Source organism: Rickettsiella endosymbiont of Litargus connexus (assembly GCF_964277335.1).
GTDB lineage: Bacteria > Pseudomonadota > Gammaproteobacteria > Diplorickettsiales > Diplorickettsiaceae > Aquirickettsiella > Aquirickettsiella isopodorum.
This window is the reverse complement of record NZ_OZ195516.1, coordinates 1,489,903-1,512,698: the sequence shown is the minus strand read 5'-3', so window position 1 is coordinate 1,512,698 and position 22,796 is coordinate 1,489,903. Positions and strand designations below refer to the sequence as shown.

Annotated in this window: 21 protein-coding genes; 18 read left to right on the top strand and 3 right to left on the bottom strand. The window is 34.9% G+C overall.

What is annotated here, in order from left to right:
* Window positions 1-28: 28 nt before the first annotated feature.
* Window positions 29-1,348 carry an adenosylmethionine--8-amino-7-oxononanoate transaminase gene (gene bioA / locus ACICP9_RS06745; protein WP_395497780.1) on the bottom strand — a complete coding sequence of 440 codons (1,320 nt, stop codon included), beginning with the start codon at window positions 1,346-1,348 and terminating at the stop codon, window positions 29-31.
* Window positions 1,349-1,460: 112 nt separating this feature from the next.
* Between bioA and ACICP9_RS06740 the strand changes: the two genes are divergently transcribed.
* From ACICP9_RS06740 to ACICP9_RS06685, 12 genes are all read left to right on the top strand, one after another.
* Window positions 1,461-2,387 (top strand): UbiA family prenyltransferase, encoded by a 927-nt coding sequence (locus tag ACICP9_RS06740; RefSeq protein WP_395497778.1) that lies wholly within the window; start codon window positions 1,461-1,463, stop codon window positions 2,385-2,387.
* A gap of 59 nt (window positions 2,388-2,446) precedes the next feature.
* Entirely contained in the window at window positions 2,447-3,427 is a 981-nt protein-coding gene (gene bioB, locus ACICP9_RS06735; protein WP_395497776.1) for a biotin synthase BioB, read from the top strand.
* Window positions 3,418-4,593 carry an 8-amino-7-oxononanoate synthase gene (gene bioF / locus ACICP9_RS06730; RefSeq protein WP_395497774.1) on the top strand — a complete coding sequence of 392 codons (1,176 nt, stop codon included), beginning with the start codon at window positions 3,418-3,420 and terminating at the stop codon, window positions 4,591-4,593. Before bioB ends, bioF begins: the two co-directional genes overlap by 10 nt.
* On the top strand, window positions 4,574-5,443 hold the full coding sequence (bioC, locus tag ACICP9_RS06725) for a malonyl-ACP O-methyltransferase BioC (protein WP_395497772.1): 870 nt from the start codon (window positions 4,574-4,576) through the stop codon (window positions 5,441-5,443). The genes bioF and bioC overlap by 20 nt, the downstream gene beginning before the upstream one ends.
* Before the next feature lie 70 nt (window positions 5,444-5,513).
* Window positions 5,514-6,218 (top strand): dethiobiotin synthase, encoded by a 705-nt coding sequence (gene bioD / locus ACICP9_RS06720; RefSeq protein ID WP_395497770.1) that lies wholly within the window; start codon window positions 5,514-5,516, stop codon window positions 6,216-6,218.
* A 134-nt stretch (window positions 6,219-6,352) separates the two neighbouring features.
* Window positions 6,353-6,976, top strand: a complete 624-nt coding sequence (lolA, locus tag ACICP9_RS06715; protein ID WP_395497768.1) for an outer membrane lipoprotein chaperone LolA — start codon at window positions 6,353-6,355, stop codon at window positions 6,974-6,976.
* A 5-nt stretch (window positions 6,977-6,981) separates the two neighbouring features.
* Window positions 6,982-7,881, top strand: a complete 900-nt coding sequence (locus tag ACICP9_RS06710) for a cation diffusion facilitator family transporter (RefSeq protein WP_395497766.1) — start codon at window positions 6,982-6,984, stop codon at window positions 7,879-7,881.
* A 63-nt stretch (window positions 7,882-7,944) separates the two neighbouring features.
* Entirely contained in the window at window positions 7,945-8,736 is a 792-nt protein-coding gene (locus ACICP9_RS06705) for a sulfite exporter TauE/SafE family protein (RefSeq protein ID WP_071662896.1), read from the top strand.
* 12 nt (window positions 8,737-8,748) lie between these two features.
* Window positions 8,749-9,564, top strand: a complete 816-nt coding sequence (gene murI, locus ACICP9_RS06700; RefSeq protein ID WP_071662895.1) for a glutamate racemase — start codon at window positions 8,749-8,751, stop codon at window positions 9,562-9,564.
* Window positions 9,565-9,652: 88 nt separating this feature from the next.
* A complete protein-coding gene (locus tag ACICP9_RS06695) occupies window positions 9,653-10,327 on the top strand; it encodes a Bax inhibitor-1/YccA family protein (protein ID WP_395497764.1) in 675 nt (224 codons plus the stop codon).
* 243 nt (window positions 10,328-10,570) lie between these two features.
* Window positions 10,571-10,915 (top strand): TusE/DsrC/DsvC family sulfur relay protein, encoded by a 345-nt coding sequence (locus tag ACICP9_RS06690; RefSeq protein ID WP_395497762.1) that lies wholly within the window; start codon window positions 10,571-10,573, stop codon window positions 10,913-10,915.
* Window positions 10,916-11,292: 377 nt separating this feature from the next.
* Window positions 11,293-13,362 (top strand): hypothetical protein, encoded by a 2,070-nt coding sequence (locus ACICP9_RS06685; protein ID WP_395497760.1) that lies wholly within the window; start codon window positions 11,293-11,295, stop codon window positions 13,360-13,362.
* Between the two features lie 4 nt (window positions 13,363-13,366).
* Here ACICP9_RS06685 and ACICP9_RS06680 read toward each other — a convergent pair whose 3' ends face one another.
* Window positions 13,367-13,924, bottom strand: a complete 558-nt coding sequence (locus ACICP9_RS06680; RefSeq protein WP_395497758.1) for a thioredoxin family protein — start codon at window positions 13,922-13,924, stop codon at window positions 13,367-13,369.
* A 68-nt stretch (window positions 13,925-13,992) separates the two neighbouring features.
* On the opposite strand from ACICP9_RS06680, the gene ACICP9_RS06675 reads away from it, so the two are divergent.
* The 6 genes from ACICP9_RS06675 to ahcY all read left to right on the top strand — a co-directional run bounded on the left by ACICP9_RS06675 (window position 13,993) and on the right by ahcY (window position 22,059).
* A complete protein-coding gene (locus ACICP9_RS06675; protein ID WP_395497756.1) occupies window positions 13,993-14,571 on the top strand; it encodes a thymidine kinase in 579 nt (192 codons plus the stop codon).
* A 197-nt stretch (window positions 14,572-14,768) separates the two neighbouring features.
* On the top strand, window positions 14,769-16,520 hold the full coding sequence (locus tag ACICP9_RS06670; protein WP_395497754.1) for a hypothetical protein: 1,752 nt from the start codon (window positions 14,769-14,771) through the stop codon (window positions 16,518-16,520).
* 241 nt (window positions 16,521-16,761) lie between these two features.
* Window positions 16,762-17,964: an MFS transporter gene (locus ACICP9_RS06665; protein WP_245756790.1), complete on the top strand. Its 1,203-nt coding sequence runs from the start codon at window positions 16,762-16,764 to the stop codon at window positions 17,962-17,964.
* Complete coding sequence (locus tag ACICP9_RS06660; RefSeq protein WP_395497752.1) at window positions 17,958-19,241, top strand: MFS transporter; 1,284 nt, start codon at window positions 17,958-17,960, stop codon at window positions 19,239-19,241. Before ACICP9_RS06665 ends, ACICP9_RS06660 begins: the two co-directional genes overlap by 7 nt.
* Before the next feature lie 133 nt (window positions 19,242-19,374).
* A complete protein-coding gene (gene metK / locus ACICP9_RS06655) occupies window positions 19,375-20,562 on the top strand; it encodes a methionine adenosyltransferase (protein ID WP_395497750.1) in 1,188 nt (395 codons plus the stop codon).
* A 180-nt stretch (window positions 20,563-20,742) separates the two neighbouring features.
* Complete coding sequence (gene ahcY / locus ACICP9_RS06650; protein WP_395497748.1) at window positions 20,743-22,059, top strand: adenosylhomocysteinase; 1,317 nt, start codon at window positions 20,743-20,745, stop codon at window positions 22,057-22,059.
* A gap of 5 nt (window positions 22,060-22,064) precedes the next feature.
* Here the strand turns inward: ahcY and rpiA are convergent, their stop codons facing one another.
* The gene (gene rpiA, locus ACICP9_RS06645) at window positions 22,065-22,763 is read right to left on the bottom strand and encodes a ribose-5-phosphate isomerase RpiA (protein WP_071662884.1); all 699 of its coding nucleotides are present in this window, start codon (window positions 22,761-22,763) and stop codon (window positions 22,065-22,067) included.
* Window positions 22,764-22,796: the final 33 nt, after the last annotated feature.

Below are 22,796 nucleotides of genomic sequence, written 5' to 3'. Positions count from 1 at the left end.
TTTAAGTTAAGTAGGCTCTGAGCTCGTATTATTTTAATATCCGTTTTATTGAAGTTTTGGTAATATCACGTAACTCTTCAAGTGTGGATAAAGATATATTTAAGGGAGGTAGCCAGTAAATTGTATTTCCCAAAGGGCGTAACCAAGCGCCTAATTGTAAAGCCTCCTGAAAAATTTGATAACCTATGCGTTGATTTTTTTTATTTTCTTTTAAAGATAAATCTGCAGCGATGACTGCTCCGATACCTCTAATATTGGTTAAGCTTTCTGTTTCATCATGAACTTCCTGCATCAATTTTTTTAAAATAATTTCTTTTTCTCTTACGTGTTTAAATATTTCTTCATCTTCTAGAATATTTAAACATTCTAATGCTACGGCGGCGGCTAACGCATTACCGCTAAAAGTATGCGAATGTAAAAAACTTTTTCCAGTGGAGTAATCATCATAAAATAAATTATAAATTTCAGTGTGTGTTAAAACTGCACTCATGGGTAACCAACCAGAAGTTAAGCCTTTACTTAAACAGATAAAGTCAGGTTTTATTTGTGCATGTTCGCAGGCTAATGCTCGACCGGTTCTCCCTAGTCCAGTCATAATTTCGTCGGCAATCAAATAAATGCCATGAATTTGGGTCCATTTCCTCAAGCGGTGGAGAAAATCTTGACTATAGATTTTCATACCTCCTGCCCCTTGTACTATCGGTTCAACAATAATGGCTGCTAAATTGGCTGCTTGTTTTTCAAGCTGTTTTTCGATGTTTGGCCAAATAGTTGAGCAATCCTTCCATAGGGGATCAGAGCTAGAATGAACATAAGGAATATTTTGAATAAAGTTAGGTTTTATTAAATGGGCTTCATAGGCTTGGCGGTAAAGACCTAAATCACTTAGGCCTAAGGCCATAAAGGTCTCGCCATGATAGCCATTTTGCAGTGAGGTAAATTGAATACGCTGATTTTGACCGAGTAATTGCTGAGCTTGTAAACTCATTTTTAAGGCAATTTCAACCGCTGAAGAACCTTCACTGGCATAAAAGACCTTGTCTAAACCCATACAAAGCCGGCCTAATTTTTCAGAAAGTTGAATGATAATTTCATAGGTGGTATTGGCAAATATCACATGCTCAAAGTACTCTAATTGGGCTTTGAGTGCAGTTTTTAAGCGCGGATGGTTATGACCTAATGATTTACACCACCAGCTCGAAATGGCATCTATTATTCTCCTGCCATCTGTCAGCTCTATATAAGAACCGTAAGCTTTGCTGATTATTAAAGGGGGAAAGGATTCATAATCCTTCATTTGTGAGCAAGGATGCCAAATATGTTGCCGGTCGCGATTGATAAGATCCATAAAATAGGGTAAAAAAGAAGCAAGTTAAACATAAAAAGGACTGAAAATGCGAGTATTCATTGCCAGAAATGTGGCTCAATCTGAAAAATAAAAACGTTTCGAGTAAAAGATTGTGTTAAACAAAAAAAATAAAATAAAAATAAGAGCCTGTTTCAAAGCCATACGACCTTATCATGCCATAAAAAATATTTTATTATTTATTCCTCTTTTTGTCGGCCACCAATATTTTAATCCCATCGCCATAAAAAATAGTTTTTTAGGTTTTTTTATTTTTTGTTTATTAGCTTCAAGTGCCTATTTAATCAATGACTTGGTTGATTTGGAAAATGATAAACAACATATTAAAAAACAAAAAAGATCTTTTGCTTCAGGAGAATTATCTCTTAAAACCGGATATATTTTTGCGCCATTATTAACACTAATTGCGCTAAGCCTTTCAATATTTTTACCACATAAATTCTTAATAATTGCTATAAGTTATTATTGTTTGACTTTAATATATTCATTTTTTTTAAAAAAAATAAAATGGTTAGATGTTATTTTACTAGCGATTTTATATTCGATGCGAGTATTTGCAGGAATGACTTTGATTCAAAATGGATTTTCATTTTGGTTAATTTTTTTCGCGTTATTTCTGTTTTTTAGTTTGGCTTTACTTAAACGTTATGCCGAGCTTACGCTCATGCAAAACAAAAATAAGCGTTCAATATTAGGGCGTGCCTATGAAATAAAAGATAAAACTAATCTAGCCATACTAGGACATATTAGTGGATATTTTTCGGTTTTGATTTTTATTTTCTATATTTATTCTGCAAAAGCACAATTTTTTTATAGTAGTCCTTTGTTATTATGGTTTATTTGTCCCTGCCTGTTCATTTGGCTCAATCATATGTGGCAGTTAGCCCAAGAAGGAAAAATACATGATGATCCGGTGGTGTTTACAGTAAAAAATAGTTTCAGTTGGATTTTTTTAATGTTAATAGTGTTAATTACTGTATTAGCTACTTGGATCACTTTTTCCTTGAATGGGATCTCGTAAGAAGTTGACAATGTGGGTTATTCATTTTATGTTGGCATTTTGTGATATAAGAAACTACTATGTCGAGTCCTGAAATCCGTCACGATTGGACACTTGAACAAATTCATGTTCTTTTCCAGTATCCTTTTAATAATTTAATTTATCACGCTCATACGATACATCGCCAATCTTTTCAAACCAATGCAGTCCAGATTAGTAGTCTACTTAATGTTAAGACAGGCTTATGTCCTGAGGATTGTTCGTACTGCCCTCAAAGTGGCCATTACAATACAGGATTGAAAAAAGAGCCTTTAATGACCATAGAAGAAGTTAAAAAAGCTGCAAAGAAAGCAAAAGAAAAAGGTGCAGGTCGATTTTGTATTGCAGCTGCGTGGCGTAGTCCGCCCAAGAAAGAGTTTATCAATATCTTAGAAATGGTATCAGCAATTAAAGCATTAGATTTGGAGGCATGTGCCACTTTAGGTATGCTCACCCAAGCACAAGCCATGCAGTTATCTGAGGTGGGTTTAGATTATTACAACCATAATTTAGATACATCACCAGAATATTATGAAACTATTATTTCAACCCGAACTTATCAAGAGCGTTTGGAAACTTTAGCCTGTGTTCGAGCGGCAGGTATAAAAGTTTGTTGTGGGGGTATTATTGGTATGGGAGAGACACAAGAAGATCGGGCTGGATTATTACAACAACTTGCTAATCTGTCTGAACATCCTAGAAGTGTGACGTTGAATAAATTAATTCCTATTCCAGGAACACCATTAGCAAACAAACCACCAGTTGATTCTATTGAATTTACTCGAGTAGTTGCAGTCGCGCGTATTATGTTGCCGTTGAGTATGATTCGCTTATCTGCTGGACGTGACAGCTTGAGTGAAGAAGCGCAAGCGTTATGTTTTTTTGCGGGTGCTAATTCCATACATTATGGTGAAAAATTATTAACGACAGATAACATTTCTCCTGAACAGGATAATGCGTTGTTAAAAAAATTGGGTTTAGAAGCGGTATTATTCGATACTGAATTGCATGCATGTCACTAACTTTTGAAAAGGTATTAAGTTTACATAAACAAAAAGGTCTCTATAGAGAACGTAAAGTCTTACAAAGCTTGGCCGGTATGCAGCGGCGTTATAATGATAAAAATTTTTGTTCTTTTTCTTCCAATGATTATTTAGGTCTAGCCAAACATCCCGCGGTTATAAAATCTTTTAAACAGGCAGCTGATGATTATGGTGTAGGTAGTGGATCTTCACATTTTCTTGGCGCTTATAATCGATTTCATCATGAGCTCGAGCTCGCCTTAGCTGAATTTCTTAATTTTCCTAAAGTGCTCGTATTTTCTACAGGATACATGGCTAATTTAGGTATTTTGGGGAGTTTATTGCAAAGAGATGCTGCGATATTTGCTGACAAACTAAGCCATGCTTCTTTAATCGATGGGGCAAAATTAACAGGCGCCTCATTTAAACGTTATTTACATAATAACCTCGCTAGTTTAGAGAGGCATTTATTGCATTCTATTGCTAGACGAAAATTTATCATGACTGATGGTGTATTTAGTATGGATGGTGACATAGCGCTATTGCCCTCCTTAATCGAAATCGCTCAAAGATTTTCATCCACATTGTTAGTAGATGATGCGCACGGCATAGGAGTATTAGGAAAAAATGGAATGGGTATTTGTGAGTATTTTGGATGCAAGCCAGATATTTTATCGGGTGGTTTCGGTAAGGCTTTTGGATGTTTTGGCGGTTTTGTGGCCTCTAATGAACTTATCATCGAGAATCTAGTTCAATTTTCTCGTCCCTATATGTATACCACAGCTTTGCCGCCGGCTTTAGCTAAAGCTGCGCATACTAGTTTATTATTATTGCAAACAGAAAGCTGGCGTAGAGCGAAATTACAGAGTTTAATCACCTATTTTAAACAGATGGCACAACAGTTAGAGCTACCGATATTACCTTCTCAGACCCCCATTCAACCGATTTTAATAAAGAATACTGAGCAAACCATAGCACTTTCAGCCTATTTATTGCAAAATGGCTTCTTGGTTAATGCTATTCGACCTCCGACAGTACTTAAAAATACCTCGCGACTACGAATTAGCTTGTGTGCATTACATTCAGAAAGTGAAATTGACAGATTATTAGAACAAATAGCCGTGGGGCTAAAATTGATAAAAATAAATGATAACCCAATTAGATGAAATCCAAATTGTCCATCGTTTTAATAAAGCGGCGAAAACTTATGATGAAGTCGCTGTATTACAACAACGGGTAGGAGAATCTTTATTAGAACGTTTACAAGGAATTCGTTGTAAACCGCAAACTATATTGGATCTGGGTTGCGGTACCGGATATTTCGGCGCGTTTTTAAAAAAATTATACCCCACGGCTAAAATTATAGGTTTAGATAAGTCGAATGGAATGCTGGCACAAGCTCAGGCTAAAGAAAAAGCGTATCAACTGACCGATATCCATTGGGTATGTGGGTGTGCTGAGAATTTGCCATTTAGTAATCATAGTTTCGAATTAGTTTACTCCAATTTAATGTTGCATTGGAGCAATGATTTTAGCAAGAGCCTCAATGAAATACGACGCATATTAAAACCCGGAGGGTTACTACTTTTTTCCATGGTAGGACCTGATACTTTGCAGGAGCTACGCCATTGCTGGAGAGCTATCGATAATTATTCACATGTGCATTTATTTGTAGATATGCACGATTTAGGGGATAATTTATTACAAGCACCTTTTGTCGATCCGGTGATGGATGTTGAATATTTTACTTTATTGTATTCAGAAGCCCTAGATTTGATGCGGGAACTAAAAAAATTAGGCGTACGAAATCTTGCTCAGGATCGTCAACGTGGCTTAACTTCCAAAGGAGCTTTAAAAAAATTGTTGCAAGCCTATGAAGATTTTCGTAGCCAAGGAAAGTTGCCGGCTACATGGGAAATTATTTATGGGCATGCATGGGCGGCTGAAAAAAAGTCTTCCAGGCAGAATAATCCCAATGAAATCAAAATACCTTTAAATAGTTTTATTCGTAGATAAATGGTTTACTAAATCGGCTTTATTATCAACATAGGTGTAAAGTAGATTTTTCATTAAAAAATATAAGCTAATGCAAAATAAAGGTTTTTTTATTTTAGGTACAGATACTAATGTGGGCAAAACAACTATCGCCGTTAATTTATTATCTTTTTTAAAAGCGAATGGCTATTCCACTATCGGTTTAAAACCAGTTTCCAGCGGAGCGAAACTCAGCAAACTTGGATTACGAAACTCTGATGCAACTGCTCTGCAAAAAGCAGCAACCATTTATCTTCCCTATGAGCACGTTAATCCTTTTTGTTTCAGGCTAGCGGTAGCACCACATATTGCAGCGGAACAACAAGCTTGCCAACTAAGTCTTGCTAAAATTATGCAATCATTCCATCCTGCATTAACTTATAAAGCAGATTATTGTGTTATTGAAGGACTAGGGGGGGGCGCTGTCCCTTTAAATAACACTGAAACGATGCTTGATTTATTGCAAGCCTTAAATTTGCCCGTCATCCTTGTCGTGGGCCTGCGTTTAGGCTGTTTGAATCATGCCCTTTTAACTTATGAAATCTTGAGAAAAAGAAATATTCCTATTGTAGCCTGTATATGTAATCAAATTGATCCTGATATGTTATTTCACGAAGAAAATGGGTTATATTTAAAGCAATCTATAGATGTACCTTTTTTCAGTTTTGTTCCCTATCTGTCGCAAAACGATTTAGATTGCATTTGCATTGATTGGTCGATTTTAATTAAAATGGAAAATACTTCCTCCTTTACTTAAGTATGAGCAACAAGGTTAGCTGAGCAAAGCTTTTTTACCAATTCGCATCTAGTCGCATAATAGATATATAATGCTCAAATAAATGTAAAATCATAATGAATTTACGCGATTAAAATTTTTATCTATATCTTTTTATGAAATTTTTAAACCTATTCAAACTGTTTTTTTTAACACTTATACTTTGCTTAGTCACTAACCAAGTGCTAGCTGAAGATCAACTAAGTCAGTTATTAAATAATTTACAAACCTTTCGGGCTGATTTTACACAAACAGTGATGAATGCTAGGGGACAGGTTTTGCAGCAAGTGAGTGGCAAGATGACTATACAACGACCGGGTCGTTTTCGCTGGGAAGTTATACGACCTAGCAGGCAATTATTAATCGCAGATGGGCAGCGCATTTGGTTTTATGATATTGATTTACAACAAATAACCATTCAAAAACAAAAATCAGTCGATGCAGATTCTCCTGCGGCATTATTAAGCGATTCACCTAAAAATTTAACCCAACAGTTTATAATTAATCCTTTAATGAATGTTCAAGGCTTTACTTTATTTCCAAAAAATAAAAATGCATTATTTCAATCAATTACATTGATTTTCCAAAAAAATTACTTACGTGAAATGCGTTTGATCGATAAGTTAGATCAACAAACAGTGATAAATTTTTCGAAAATTGAATTAAATCCACATCTATCCTCGCAGACATTTCATTTTATTATGCCCAGTGATAAAAATATTGAAGTCGTAAAAGGGTAGATTTTATGTCACATACTCATCATCATCCTACTTTTGTTACTTTAAATATAAGTTTTGCTATTGCGATTTTACTAAATGCAGGCTTTTTATTAACAGAGGTAGTTTATGGATTTATTGCCCATTCAGTTAGCTTATTGTCAGATGCCGTGCATAATTTTGGAGATGTTTTAGGTTTATTGATGTCCTGGGGGGCCAGTGTTTTAGTCAAAAGGCGCGCAACTCAACGTTATAGTTATGGTTATAAAAAATTAACCATTTTAGCAGCATTAGCTAATGCTTTATTACTTGTATTAACCTCAGCGTTAATCGTGTATGAATCGATTAATAGGCTTAATCATCCAAAAGAAATTAATGAAGTTATTGTGATGGCTGTTGCCTTTATTGGAATCTTAATCAACGGAGGAACAGCTTTATTATTTATGAGACAAAGTGCTACCGATCTGAATATTAAAGGGGCTTTTTTACACTTGGCTTATGATGCACTTATTGCTTTAGGTGTTGTGCTAGCAGGGGTCGCTATTTATTTTACCGGATGGCTATGGATAGATCCGATAGTAGGATTGTTAGTTGTTAGTATTATCACTTGGGGTAGTTGGAATTTACTAAGACGTTCAGTAGAGTTAATCTTAGGTGCGGTTCCTTATGGAGTAAATCAGAAAGCAGTCTATACTTATTTAAAAAAATTGCCCGGAGTTCAGGAGGTTCATGATTTACATATTTGGGGATTAAGCACACAAGAAACAGCATTGACTGCACATTTGATTATGCCCGAAGGGGGTTTATCAGATGAGGAATATTTAAAGATCAATCGAGATTTAAATAAAGAATTTCATATCCAGCATATTACTTTACAAGTTGAACAAGGACAAAAAAAATATCCTTGTACGCAGTCTTTAGTTTGCTAATTTTAAAATCATGAAGACTTAATTTTTTTACAATTAGTAAATTTACTAATTTTTGGTTCTTAAATGTTTTTTTTATTATATGTATCCATAGGCTTATTAGCTGGTTTTTTAGCAGGTCTCCTGGGTATTGGTGGCGGAACCGTTTTAGTTCCTGGATTGCTTGCGATTTTTGCACATGCAAATATTCCTGAACATTTACAAATGCATATGGCAACGAGTACTGCATTAACATCCATTATCTTTACCTCGTTGATTGCCGTCTATCATCAGCAGCGCAGTTTTTCTATTAATTGGCTTTTATTTCGACAATTAGTTCCAGGAATGGTTGTCGGTATAATAACGGGGGCTTTATTAGCACTATTGTTATCTACACAAACATTAAAATTATTATTTAGCTTATTTCTTTTTTCAGTAGCCTTCAAACTCTATTTTCATAGGAGTCCTAGTATAAAAAAAGAAATTATTCTATTAAATACGATAAAGAAATGGTCTATAGGTTTTTTTATTGGTATTATTTCTGGATTGTTAGGTCTTGGTGGAGGAGCAATTTCAGTTCCGGTTTTTTTACGTTTGGGGATGTCAACTCATCATGCGATTGCGACTTCTTCAGCATGTGTATTGTTACTTGCAATTTTAGGCGCTATAACTTTTACTTTAACCGGCTTGCATGCTAATAATCTGCCCTCTGGTAGCGTTGGGTTTGTCTATTGGCCTGCGGTATTAGGGATATCGATAGGGAGTGTGCTTTTTGTTCCCATAGGGACAGGATTGGGTAAGCGCATTGCAGGGAATATTTTGCGAAGGTTTTTTGCATTATTTCTTTTTATATTAGGTATTACCTTATTAATTCATTAAATTATCATCAATATGTCTTCTAATTATTCACAACCTATTGGCATATTTGATAGCGGTATTGGGGGGTTAACTGTTGCTCATGCCGTCACTAAGCTGTTACCCGATGAGTCTATCATTTATTTTGGCGATACAGCCCACGCACCTTGGGGTGACAAGTCTGCTGCAGCCATACAAGCCTATTCTATTAAAATTTGTGATATGTTGCTTAAGCAAAATTGCAAGCTTATATTGATTGCTTGTAATTCAGCCTCAGCGGTTGCTTATGAGCTAGTTAAAGAGTATGTAGGTCGCAAGGCGATCGTAGCTGATGTGATTGCCCCCATGATTGACTATTTAGCAAAAAATTATATCGATAAAACAATAGGTTTAATTGGTACTAAACAAACCATTAATTCAAATATCTATAGAAAAAAATTAGATGAATTGGGTATTGATATTCGATTAAATACACTGGCAACGCCTTTGCTGGTGCCGCTGATAGAGGAAGGTTTTATTGACCAAACTATTATGACGGATGCAATTAAAACCTATCTGAAAGAATCATCTCTTCATAACCTTGATGCCTTAGTTTTAGGATGTACACACTACCCGTTAATTAAGCAGCAGATCAAACAATTTTATGGCGACGCAACCGTTATTGTCGATTCAACTGATATCGTTGCTGAAGTGGTAAAAAACCTACTAAAAGAACGCAAACTCCTTGCTGTTTCATCTAACACTCCGAAAAAGAAGTTTTATGTTTCCGATTATACACCTGCATTTTCCACCCTAGCCCATCTTTTTTTTCAAATGCCGATTACCTTGGAGAGGTACCCTTTATGGGAGTGAATTATACCTAGGAAAATTAGCCTGCTTCGTCTTTCAGCGTAAAATAGCTTATGGTAGAATGGGTAAATTTTTATACGAGGGAAGTAATATGGCTTCTAGTAAAATACTATTAAACCCTAGCTTAGAATCTGTTTTAGCTACTAATACAATCTTACGCAATACTTACATTTTGCTAGGGTTAACGCTGGTTTTTAGCGCAATAACCGCTGGTATGGCCTTGTTTACGAATGCCCCACCCTTAAATCCCTTTGTTACACTTATTGGTTATTTTGGCCTATTGTTTTTAACCAATTTTACTCGAAATAGCTCTTGGGGTTTGGTGTCTGTGTTTGGCTTAACTGGATTTATGGGGTATACGCTGGGTCCTATTTTAAATCATTATATCCATGGGTTTACCAATGGACATGAATTAATCATGATGTCACTGGGAGCTACTGGCCTTATCTTTTTTTCTCTATCAGCATATGCTTTAACAACTAAAAAAGATTTTAGTTTCATGGCAAGTTTTTTGATGGTTGGAATGATAGTCGCTTTTCTGGCTAGTATCGGTACATTATTCTTTCATATACCTATTTTAATGCTCACCTTATCAGCGGTCTTCATATTACTATCATCAGGTATCATTTTGTTTCAGACCAGTCAAATTATCCATGGAGGTGAAACTAACTACATCATGGCAACTGTGACGCTTTATGTATCACTCTATAATATCTTTTTAAGTTTATTGAACTTACTCGGTGCATTCAGTGGCAATCGAGATTAATTTATTTCAGTCTTTTATAATGACTGAGATAAAATAAACTCGTTAGGTAACCAAGGTTGCTGTTAATGGATGGCTGGGATATACCTATAGAGTTTAATTCTTGTTCAATTTAGCTGGATCGGAAAAAGCTTCTCAACTATCTTTTAAAGAGGTTCGTAAATAGAGAGAGTAAGAAAGGCTGCTTAAAAAATAGCTTCATCTCAACTTTTAAGAAAGTATTTTGTTGCATTGTCTTAGCAGCAGGTGGTTACATTGATAGGTTTAATAGTTAATGGTGAGGAAATATTAACGGATCAATTCGGATATTTGGTTCATTCGGCTGATTGGCATGAGGAAGTAGCCATTAAAATTGCCAAAGATGAGGCACTGACGCTTATCAAAGATCATTGGCATGTTATCTATTTTTTGCGCAATTTCTATCAGCAATATCATAAAACTCCCCCGATCAGAATTTTGGTTAATCAATTAGCGGTACAGCTAGGTCCTGAAAAAGCCTGCAGTATTTATCTTAATAATCTATTTCCAAAAGGAATACTTAAACAAGCAAGTAAGTTAGCGGGATTGCCTAGACCTACTCGTTGCATGTAATCTACCATTTACTTGAAAATAAAGTAAAACTATTAAAAATAATGAATAATTTTCGGAAAAGAGGTTTGTTAAGTTTTAGCGTTGTACATTGACTTTGGATGGATAAAATGAATTTAGCTAGGATCTGGGCCGAACAACGTTGTTTATCTTATGTCATTAGCTTAAATGAAAAGGCAAACCTTGTCGTTGCACTTAGTAACACAAGTCCATCTTTTTAAAGCGGATGTTTCAGCTGTTTTTGATCATGAAATTTCCTGTCAATTTTTTCGTAGCCTAACATCGATTTTAACGCGTTAATTTTTACCTTTAATGGAGTAAGTTAAGCTAAAAATCGAGACAAATAAATTATAATAAAAAAATAAATAATGAGAACTGAAATGACAATTGAAACTGAAGAGCCCGTCAATAACGCTATAATAATTGATAAAATATTAGAAAAAAATAAAAAAATTATTGATAGGCTAGAAAAGAAAGACTCTTCTGAAAACTTACAACAAATAGCGAATTGGATTAAGCAATTTAAATCTGAGTCTCTACTTCGCACCGATATTGCTATTTTAGCAGTCATAATAGACACAGTATATTTTTATTTTAAAAGCAAATTTAGCAGAGAAAAACAAATTCTAATAGAAGGTTATTTGAATTTTATTATAAATAACTTTAATCATCTGCCTAATGAAGAAATACTAACATTCATCTCAAGCCTTAAAAAATATATTTACACTGCCGATGAGAATGATAAATCTGAATTAGAAAATTTTATGATAAAAAATACATCTAAAATTAAAAAAATAGGATTACGTAGAAGAGTTAAACCTCAAATAATTGAATTTGATGCCAAAGGAAAAGGTTTTGTTGCTAATAAAAAAAGAAAAATTTGCAGGAATGAAATTGTTAACCAAGCAAATACTCATATCAACATTAATCAAATGTATCATAAAATAATTTCTCGTTATGATAATGAGACTCAACTAACTAAAGACATACGTGAAGCAGTAATACTCAGGAGTATCTTGTCTAAGGAGAAAATTGGATTTCAATATGAACGCAGCATTGAAATTATTTTTCAATCCATTGCGTTAGAAGAATTTAAAGAAGCAATTCGTAAAAAGATTTATGATTTTAAAATTCAAGATCCTAATATAACACTTTCTGTATATAAGGAATCTAAAGTTTTTTTTCAACTTCCAAAGTTTTCAGATATAAAAAATAAGTATCTAGACAATTTTTTGCTAACTATTAATTATTCAAATCTGGAAAAATTAATGAAAAAAGCTCAGATTGTCTCAGATAATATTTACACTTTAATACCCATGCTCGACGATATCAAAAATTTTTATTGTGAATGGGGTATAAACTACGATTTATTTAAAAATTTTTATATAGAGATAGACAATTTTAGTAGGACTTTTAGTAAGAAGTCTATTGCTAATTATTTAGAAAAGATGATTTGCTTAATTGAAGAAAAAAAATTGAAATTGGATGAAAATAATTTCGATAGGGCTTATCAAATTTCAGATGTATGTATAAAAAACTTAGCTGAAAATTCAGTGATAGAAAAAATTAATAAACTGAAATTAGATTTGTCTATCGAAAATTTTTTAAACCTTCAAAAAAAATCAATTAAAAAGTATTTAGATAATTATTTTTTTCAAGTACGTTTAGATGGATATCCCAATAAGCGAACTAATATTTCTTTATTTAAATCATTTTTAATTAAAATGAAAGAATTAATTTTAAACTTTTTTAGTATTAGTTTTTTTATTAATAATATAAATAATTTAGAGTTTTTAGCATCAAAATTTGACGTATCTAATCTAGATAGAATGTTATTTGAAAGAATTCATAACAAATTTATTTTAAAAGTAAAATGGTGGCATTTTCTTAGTTATAGAATGAATCCTTTGTTTTTAGTATCAGTGTCATTTAAGAAAAAATTATCTGAGCAACTTCTTCTCTATATAGTAAATTATAAATTTACACAAATTGTTAGACTTTTTGATATTAATGAGTTTCCCATTGAGAATAGAGCGTCAGGGGGTATCAAAAAAAATATTGAATGCGTAGATACTTTATTTTTGATTCAATCTATATTGAAAGATGCAAAAATTGGAAATACAAAAGATTTAACTAATTTTTATGGAAGCCAAAATAATATTTTTTTTCCAAAATCAAGAAAACAAATAGCTGAATTATTAAAGAGGCCTGAGACGTTCATAGATTTATCGAAAATGATATCTACATTAAACGAAAACATTGAGCCATTAATGCAAGAATTTTTTAAGTTACTTGACAAAACTCTAGAAAACATGAAGAAATTGGAGGAAAATCAAGAGAAAAATAATCTTTTACTAAGTCATGTTACTAAAGGTAAAAGCCTATTTCAGTTACCAAAAACTATTCGAGTAGAAGACATTGCGCCAAAGACAATAACACTCAAAGCTTAAGTCTTTATTTCCATTTAATATTACAGCCCATACTAGGAATTTGTAGTGGATTCAGAGGTTTTCCTTGAAGAATATTATCTAAAGCGGAACGAATATCTTTACCAGTTACAGGGATTTTATTGCCAGGTCTAGAACCGTCTAATTGACCACGATATACACAGAAAAAATCTTTATCGAAGATAAAAAAATCGGGTGTACAAGCTGCTTGATAGACCTTAGCAGTCGATTGGGTTTCATCATACAGATAGGGGAAGCTAAAACTTAGTTGTTTAGCTAGCTGAGTCATTTTTTCAGGCGCATCTTCTGGGTAATTTACGGCATCATTAGCGCTAATGGCTACAAAGGAGATGCTTTTTGCTTGGAAGTCTTTGGCGAGCTGGACGAGCTCATGGATGACATGCTTGACATAGGGGCAATGATTGCAAATAAACATAATAACCGTGGCTTTCGAATCCTTAGCCTCTTTTAATAAACGATATGATTTTCCGGTAATTGTATCCATTAGTTTAAAATCGGTTGCTTTGGTGCCTAATGCAAGCATGCTTGAATGCGTTAGTGCCATAAAGATTCTCCCCATTTGCAATAGTTCCAGGTATTATAACCTATACCTTGATTTATTTATTTTCCATTATGGCCAAGCTTTATTTTTACTATTCCGCTATGAACGCAGGCAAAAGCACGGCTTTGTTACAAGCTAGCTATAATTATCAAGAACGAGGTATGCAAACATTATTGTTTGCTCCAGCCATCGATGATCGATATAAATTGGGCTGTATAAATTCACGAATTGGTTTAAACGCAGAGGCGAATTTATTCACCCCAAAAGATAATTTATTCGATCATGTAGAATCCTATTTAAGCCAAAAACGGAAATTGAAATGTGTTTTAATCGATGAAGCTCAATTTTTGACAAAAAAGCAAGTATTACAATTGACTGTTATTGTTGATCGTTTAAATATTCCAGTTTTATGTTATGGATTGCGTAGTGATTTTCGTGCAGGGCCTTTTGAAGGTAGTCTCTATTTATTGATCTGGGCTGATGAGATCAACGAGATAAAGACCGTCTGTTATTGTGGACGTAAAGCGATTATGAATATCAGATTTGATTCTGAAAATCATAAAATAACAGAAGGTAAACAAATAGAGATAGGCGGAAATGAACGTTATGTTTCAGTGTGCAGAAAACACTTTAAATTAACAGATGGTTAGCCTAACTAATTTCCTTTCAGATCTTTTATAGTCTTATCTCTAAAAATCCTTTAAATATCTGCATTAGGCTTTTATTCAGGAGTGATTTGATATATTCAGTCTTTTTAATATTCTCTTAATTTTACCTACTTAGAATAAATCATTAAGGCAATGGTATCACTAGGTAATGAGCTTGTTTTTGCTCAATAGAGAATTTTATGGCAACTGAAAATAAAGCCTCGTTTATATATCCTGAACAGTTTATTAAAAATCTGTATTCATCCGGTCGAGCGGCATATTTAACTTTTGACAAGAGCGTTCAAGATAAAGAGATAGATGAAAAGCTTCAATTTCGGCAACATATCATTAAAGACATTCAAAATAATGAAAGCAAAAGGGAATTGGTTTCCCAACAAGAATTGTTAAGTTTATTTAAACTTCTCTGTTTTATTCAAGTTTGGGCTGATCCTGAAGAAACTTGGATTAATACTGATGATGAATATAGAAAAAAACGTCAGCTATTGAAGTTTAAAAAAAATATACCTAAATCTACTAGAAGATCGATACATCTGGGCTTATTTAAATTAGTTTATGAAATTTTGCTACAGTTTAAGCAAGCCGCTGCAAGTGCTAATGATGCTGAAGAAAAAGAATTTATCAAAAATTTGCTTGAGTCATTTGAACAACCTAGTATTGAATCAAATGGAAATAGGAAATTCAAAAAAAAATCCTTAATAAATGCTATAAATATATTTCTAAAATATAAAAAATTTAATTCTACTCCTGAAAATATTGAAGAGAATTTTTCAGAGGCGACTAAATTAATTTCTCGTTTTTCTGTCTGGACTGACAAACTTTTCTATGGATGTGGCGTTGGCATAGAATTCATTTCAGCATTAGCTTGTGGACTAAGTACAGGCGGCGCTATCTTTGTATTACTAATCGGTTTTAGTTGGCCACTTGGATTAGTGATTCCTCTAAGCCTGTTAATTTTCTTTGCGGGTACTAGATCCAATTTTCAGCTTTTCTCACAGCATATTTCACCATTTTTGCAAGATCTTTGCAGAAATGGTGCGGTGGCTAAATTTATCGATCAACAAGGTAAGCGTCTCCAATTATCGAGGAGTAAGAAATTTTTACTTTTCCCCGCTGGTTTTTTTTCCATATCGGTAGGAATTGCAACAGCAGCTATTACTTACCTTGAAGGGACAAAAATGATAGCAGTTATTTGTCCAGCATTAATTGTAGCATGCCCGCATTTGTCAGCTGTTTTATTGAGTATATTGGCTAGTGCGTTGTTAATTGGTTTAACTATAGTGATGTTTAGAACATTTATAGGAGTGTTACAATCCCAGTTCTCATGGCAAGAAATTAAACTAGATGTTAAAGAAAAATGGCATAATCTGAATGCTGCTAAAGGTTTAGGCTATGTTTTTAAAGTATGTGTTATGGGTGTTGCCTTTTTTGGTTTGGGTTATCTTGATTTTATCGGTACATCTACTTTGGCTAGTTTATTAGGTTGGGTTGCTGCGGATGGAATAACTTTAGCTGCAATTATTGGCGATCTACCGTTTACATTAATCACTGCGCTTGCTTGGTGTAATAGTTTATTCAAAAGTAGCTCTAACCCTAGTTCTGATTTACCGAAAGATATAGCGTATTATTTGTGGAAAATAGTAGAGTTTTCTGCGCTAATAGTAAATGCTTTGGGTAATGCAGCATTGGTGTTTACAGACTCATGCGTCTCAAGGATTGCTAGTATCGCTTGCTTTATAAATTCTTACGTTAGTAACTGTATGCAAGAGGATGATAGGGTACTCGTTGAGGCGAGAGTAGAAGCGACTAAGAAATCTTTAGCTTCATTGATGAAGCTGAGTAATTGTGCTTTCTTCGGGCCATCTTCTGGGGTACCAAAAGAAACAAATGATGTTGAGGGCTATTTCGAAAACGGACTATCAAAAAGCCTTTAATACTCCCTGACTTGATTGGTTTTGCTTGGACAATAGGCCTGGTTTGCTATAGACTACCCCTCCCAAATAGTCCCTAAAAATAAAAGACGGAAGTTTGCAAGTCTACTCTCTATTTGAGGCATTAATGGCCATAACTACCTTAAAACGAATATGTGACTATCTAAGTTTTTCTAAGATTCAGCCCTGGCTAGTTTGCCTCTCTGCCGCGCTATTTTTCTTTTACGAGTTCATCCAGCTGGGGATGTTTAACTCGATTAGCCAAGAGTTAATGCATGATTTTTCAATAAATGCGGGCCAATTAGGTTTCTTATCTGCGACTTATTTCTATGCAGATGTTATTTTTTTATTATTTGCTGGAATCTTAGTCGATCGCTTTTCTATCCGTATTATTATACTTAGCGCCATGATTATGGTGGTTCTTTCGACTCTGCTGTTTGCTTTTAGCCAGTCTTTTGAGATAGCGGCTTTTAGTCATTTTATAGCCGGTATTGGTAACGCTTTTTGCTTTTTGAGCTGTATTAAATTAGCAACGCGTTGGTTTCCTTCACAGAGGTTAGCTTTAATTATTGGAATTATCATTACTATTGCGGTGGCTGGAGGAATAGTGGCGCAAACCCCTTTTGCACTCGTAGTACATGCTTTAGGATGGCGAAAGGCAGTATTGATAAATGCTGGATTAGGCGTATTTATTACGTTATTGATTTATCTCTTTGTCTATGATTATCCGAAGCATCAACTATCTCAGAAAATGGTCGAGGATGTAGCTGCTAAGCCTATTTCGATAATGAAAAGTATCAATTTATCCTTGCGGAATAAGCAAAATACTTTAGCAGGAATATACACGTGTCTTTTAAATTTACCCATAATTTTGTTGGGCGCATTATGGGGGACATTGTACTTAACACAAGTACACCATCTTGAAAAAACTCAAGCTTCTTTAGTGGCTACCATGATCTTTTTAGGCACTATTATTGGTTCACCTTTAGTCGGTTGGTTCTCTGACTTTATTGGTAGACGAAGATTGTTGATGATTATCGGTGCTATGCTTTCACTGTTTGTTTTAATAGCTATTATGTTTATACCCATATTGCACTTTTATAGCTTGCTTATTTTATTTTTATTATTAGGGTTTTTTACAAGTACCCAAATTATTAGCTACCCTTTGATTGCTGAAAGTAATCCTAGATATTTGACGGGGACATCAACCAGTTTAGCTTCAATTCTAATCATGGGTGGAGGAGCTGTATTCCAACCTTTATTTGGATGGTTGATTGATCTGCGTTGGGATCAAACTTTCTCACAAGGAATACCTTATTATTCAGCTAGTAATTTTCTATATGGTATGTCTATTATGCCGATAGCTTTTATAGTCAGCCTAATTGCTGCATTTTGTTTACGTGAAACCTATTGCCAACCTTTTACTCGCGAGAATAACCTATGCTGACTTCAGCGTTTAACGAGAGTGTTTCGGTAATGGATAAAAAATTGCCATGGATAGTTTGTTTTTCGGCGGCATTGTTTTTTTTCTATGAATTTATTCAATTGAATATGTTCAATGCAATTAGTGCAGATTTGATGCATGCATTTTCTCTAAATGCAACTGGATTGGGTAAACTATCCGCTTATTATTTTTACGCCAATTTATTATTTTTACCTATTGCGGGTACTTTGTTAGATAGGTTTTCGACACGTAAAATTATTCTATCTTCGTTGTTTCTTTGTATTATTGGTATTGTCGCTTTTGCAATCACAAGTTCATTTATCTGGGCATCGATATTCCGTTTTATGAGTGGTATTGGTAGCGCTTTTTGTTTTTTAAGTAGTATTCGACTTGCGTCGCGTTGGTTTCCGGCAAAAAATATGGCATTAGTAAGCGGCTTAATTGTAACGATGGCTATGTTTGGAGGTCTGATAGCACAAACACCTTTAACTGTATTAGTCGAACTAGTAGGTTGGCGCCATGCTTTATTTTTTGATGCAAGTTTAGGTGTTATTATTTTTTTAATAATTTTTAGTGTTGTTCAAGATTATCCAGCTAACTTACATCAGGAACAAAAAAAATCTCATCAAGAACTTTCTAAGTTAGGCCTATTAAAAAGTTGGCGACTCGCCTATTTGAATCCACAAAATAGTTTATGTGGACTTTATGTTTGTTTATTAAATTTGCCGATTGCTCTTTTAGGTGCTATTTGGGGAAGTTTATTTTTACAACAAGCGGATCATTTTTCTGTAACAGAAGCTTCATTTGCGCCGAGCTTACTTTTTGTAGGAACGATCGTGGGTGGTCCAGTTGTAGGATGGGTTTCTGATAAAATTCAAAAACGTATACCGCTCATGATGTTAGGAGTAATTATTTCTCAGTTAGTAGTGATTACGATTATCTGTGTACCAGGTTTCTCTATAATAACCATCGCTTCATTGTTTTTTGCGTTAGGTTTTTTTTCCAGCAGTCAGATTTTGAGTTACCCCTTAGTTGCAGCCAGTAACCCAAAGAATTTAACAGCCACTTCAGTAAGTGTTGTATCCTTTATGGCAATAGGGGGCTATGCGGTATTTCAACCTTTATTTGGCTGGTTGCTGGATGCTAATTTTCAAGGAACAGTAGTAAACCAAATTAGAGTCTATTCACCGAGTGATTACCATCGTGCGTTGTTGATAATCCCCATAGGCTTTTGCATCGCTTTCATAGCTACATTTCTAATGCGTGAACCACGATCCTAGTAATAGACTGTTCTAAATTAGTTCAAGTACTATCTTAATTAGCTATTTTAAAAAAGATTCGCTAGTATATACTTCTTTTTGATTTTAAAGCTTAGTTTTTAAGTCACTTCTCTTTTTAGATTTGAGAATAAAAATGGATAATTACACAACATTTACTTCGGAATCAGTATCGGAAGGTCATCCAGATAAGATTGCCGATCAAATTTCTGATGCCGTTTTAGACGCAATTTTACTTCAGGATAAAAATGCTAGAGTCGCCTGTGAAGCCCTAGTCAAGACAGGGATGGTGTTGGTTGCGGGCGAGGTAACTACGACTGCATGGGTTGATGTAGAGCAGATCGTCAGGGAAACTGTTAAAGAGATTGGCTACAATAGTTCATCGATGGGATTCGACTGGGAATCTTGCGCAGTTATGACTGCTATTGGCAAACAATCACCTGATATTGCTCAGGGAGTGGATAAGATCAATAAACTTGAACAAGGCGCTGGCGATCAGGGTTTAATGTTTGGTTATGCCAGTAATGAAACTGATGTGTTGATGCCTGCGGCTATTACTTACGCGCATCGATTAATGGAACGCCAGGCGAAGTTACGTAAAAATAATAATTTGAGTTGGTTGCGACCTGATGCTAAAAGTCAGGTAAGTTTACGTTATCAAAATGGTAAACCTATCGGTGTTGAGGCGATAGTGCTTTCTACTCAACATGCGCCTGATATTGCTTACGATGATCTGAAAGAAGCTGTCATGGAAGAGATTATCAAGCCTACTTTTCCTTCAGCATGGTTAACAAAATCCACAAGGTATTATGTCAATCCTACGGGTCGTTTTGTTATTGGGGGGCCTTTAGGTGATACGGGCTTAACAGGACGTAAAATTATCGTCGATACTTATGGTGGTATGGCGCGTCATGGCGGAGGTTGTTTTTCAGGCAAGGATCCCAGTAAAGTCGATCGTTCAGCAGCTTATGCTGCGCGTTATGTTGCTAAAAATATAGTTGCTGCAGGCTTAGCCGAACGGTGTGAAATTCAAGTCTCTTACGCTATCGGTATTGCAAAGCCCACATCTATCAATATTAATACATTTGGAACAGCTAAATTATCTGATCAACGTATTATTGAGTTAATCCAACAACATTTTGATTTAAGGCCACGAGGCTTAATTGAAATGCTCAACTTATTAAGGCCTATTTATAAACCCACTGCAGCCTATGGCCATTTTGGCCGTGAAAACGAAGATTTTCCCTGGGAAAAACTTGATAAGAAGGAATTATTACGCTCAGACTTATTAACCCATGAAAGCAAACAACTAACAGAATTTTGAATTTATTCTCTTTCTACTTGAATTTTGCCTGTGTTGCCATGCAATCCGCAATCCTCAGTATAGTGTATACATGCAGGCGCATCATATGCGGCGCCTAACAAAAATCCATGCTATGAATGTAAGAACACCAAAAATTACTATTTTAATTTAAGTTATTGTCATTGAAAAAGGTATTTATTTATGATCACAGAAAAGTTAAAAAATAGCATTGCTGACCATAAAGTTGCTGATTTAAGTTTAGCGGATTGGGGGCGACGAGAGATAACCATTGCTGAGAAAGAAATGCCAGGTTTAATGGCTTTACGCAAAAAATATGCTAACAAAAAACCTTTAACGGGTGCACGCATTGCGGGTTGTTTGCATATGACCATACAAACGGCAGTTTTAATTGAAACATTGCTTGATTTGGGTGCTGAAGTACGGTGGTCATCGTGTAATATTTTTTCCACGCAAGATCATGCCGCAGCAGCTATGGCGGCCCGAAATATTCCAGTTTTTGCTTGGAAGGGAGAAACAGAACAGGAATTTTGGTGGTGTATTGAACAGACTTTAATCGGATCGGATGGCTGGGCTCCAAACTTATTATTAGATGATGGAGGAGATCTTACTTTATTACTCCATGAAAAGTACCCTAAACTATTACAGGCTATTAAAGGGGTATCAGAAGAAACAACGACGGGTGTGCATAGACTTTATCAAATGCAAAAAGAAAAAACATTGTTAGTCCCAGCGATTAATGTGAATGATTCGGTAACAAAATCTAAATTTGATAATCTTTATGGTTGTAGAGAGTCTTTGATTGATGCCTTAAAGCGAGCAACTGACGTTATGATCGCGGGTAAAATTGCTGTAGTTTGTGGTTACGGAGATGTAGGAAAAGGATGCGCGCAAAGTCTCCGCGCCTATGGTGCCACAGTTTGGATTACCGAAATTGATCCCATTTGCGCATTACAAGCGGCCATGGAAGGCTATCGGGTAGTCACTATGGATGATGTGGCAAAACTAGGAGACATATTTGTAACGGCTACTGGAAACAAAGATGTTATCACTTTGTCACATATGAAACAGATGAAAGATTTGGCTATCGTTTGCAATATTGGCCATTTTGATTCTGAGATAGATGTGGCTGGATTACGCCAATTCATTTGGCTAAATATTAAGCCACAAGTTGATCAGATAAATTTTCCTGATAAAAAGCGTTTACTATTATTAGCAGAAGGTCGTCTAGTTAATTTAGGCTGTGCGACAGGACATCCAAGTTTTGTTATGTCTAACTCATTTGCTAATCAGGTTTTAGCACAGATTGAATTATGGCAATATAATGATCGCTATGAAAAAGGTAAGGTTTATATGTTACCTAAAGCACTTGATGAACAAGTGGCACGTTTACATTTAGAAAAAGTGGGTGCTAAATTAACTGAACTGACTCCCGCGCAAGCTGATTATATTGGTGTTAAGCCCCAAGGACCTTATAAATCAGATTATTATCGTTATTAATAAAATTATGATGTTTCAATTGTTTTAATGCCACCTTGATTTGCTATGAGTAACCTATTTGCAGGACGCTGGGCGAATAATCCATTACCCACTACACCCGGAATATTATTTAGTAAACGTTCGAGTTTAATAGGATCAGTAAAATCCCAATGTTGAGTGTCTAATATAATATTGTCATTGTCAGTAATAAATTTTTCTCTATAAACAGGAAAGCCTCCCAATTTTACTAATTCTCTCGCAACATAACTACGCCCCATAGGAATAACTTCCAGAGGTAGGTTTTTTTGTCCTAGCATTTTGACATACTTACTTTCATCAACAATACAAATAAAATTTCTGCTTGCAGCCGCAATAATTTTTTCACGTGTTAATGCCCCTCCGCCACCTTTTATAAGTTGCAGTTGGGGATTGACTTCATCAGCACCATCTATATAAAGTGCTAACTCTCCGACACTATTTAGATCTAATACCGGAATATTAAGCTGTTTTAGTCGCTTTTCTGTTTCTATGGACGCTGGAACTACGCCTTCGATTTTATGTTTGATAGAGGCTAACGCAGTAATAAGATAATTTATTGTGCTACCACTCCCTATGCCCAAAACGGAGCCTGCTTTGATGTAGTCTAATGCAGCCTCTGCCACCTTACTTTTTAATAGTTCTTGGTTTTGTGTTGCCACTAAGATCTCCTCTGGCCAGATTTTCATAAAGTTACTTTGACATAAGCTTAAACAGCATGC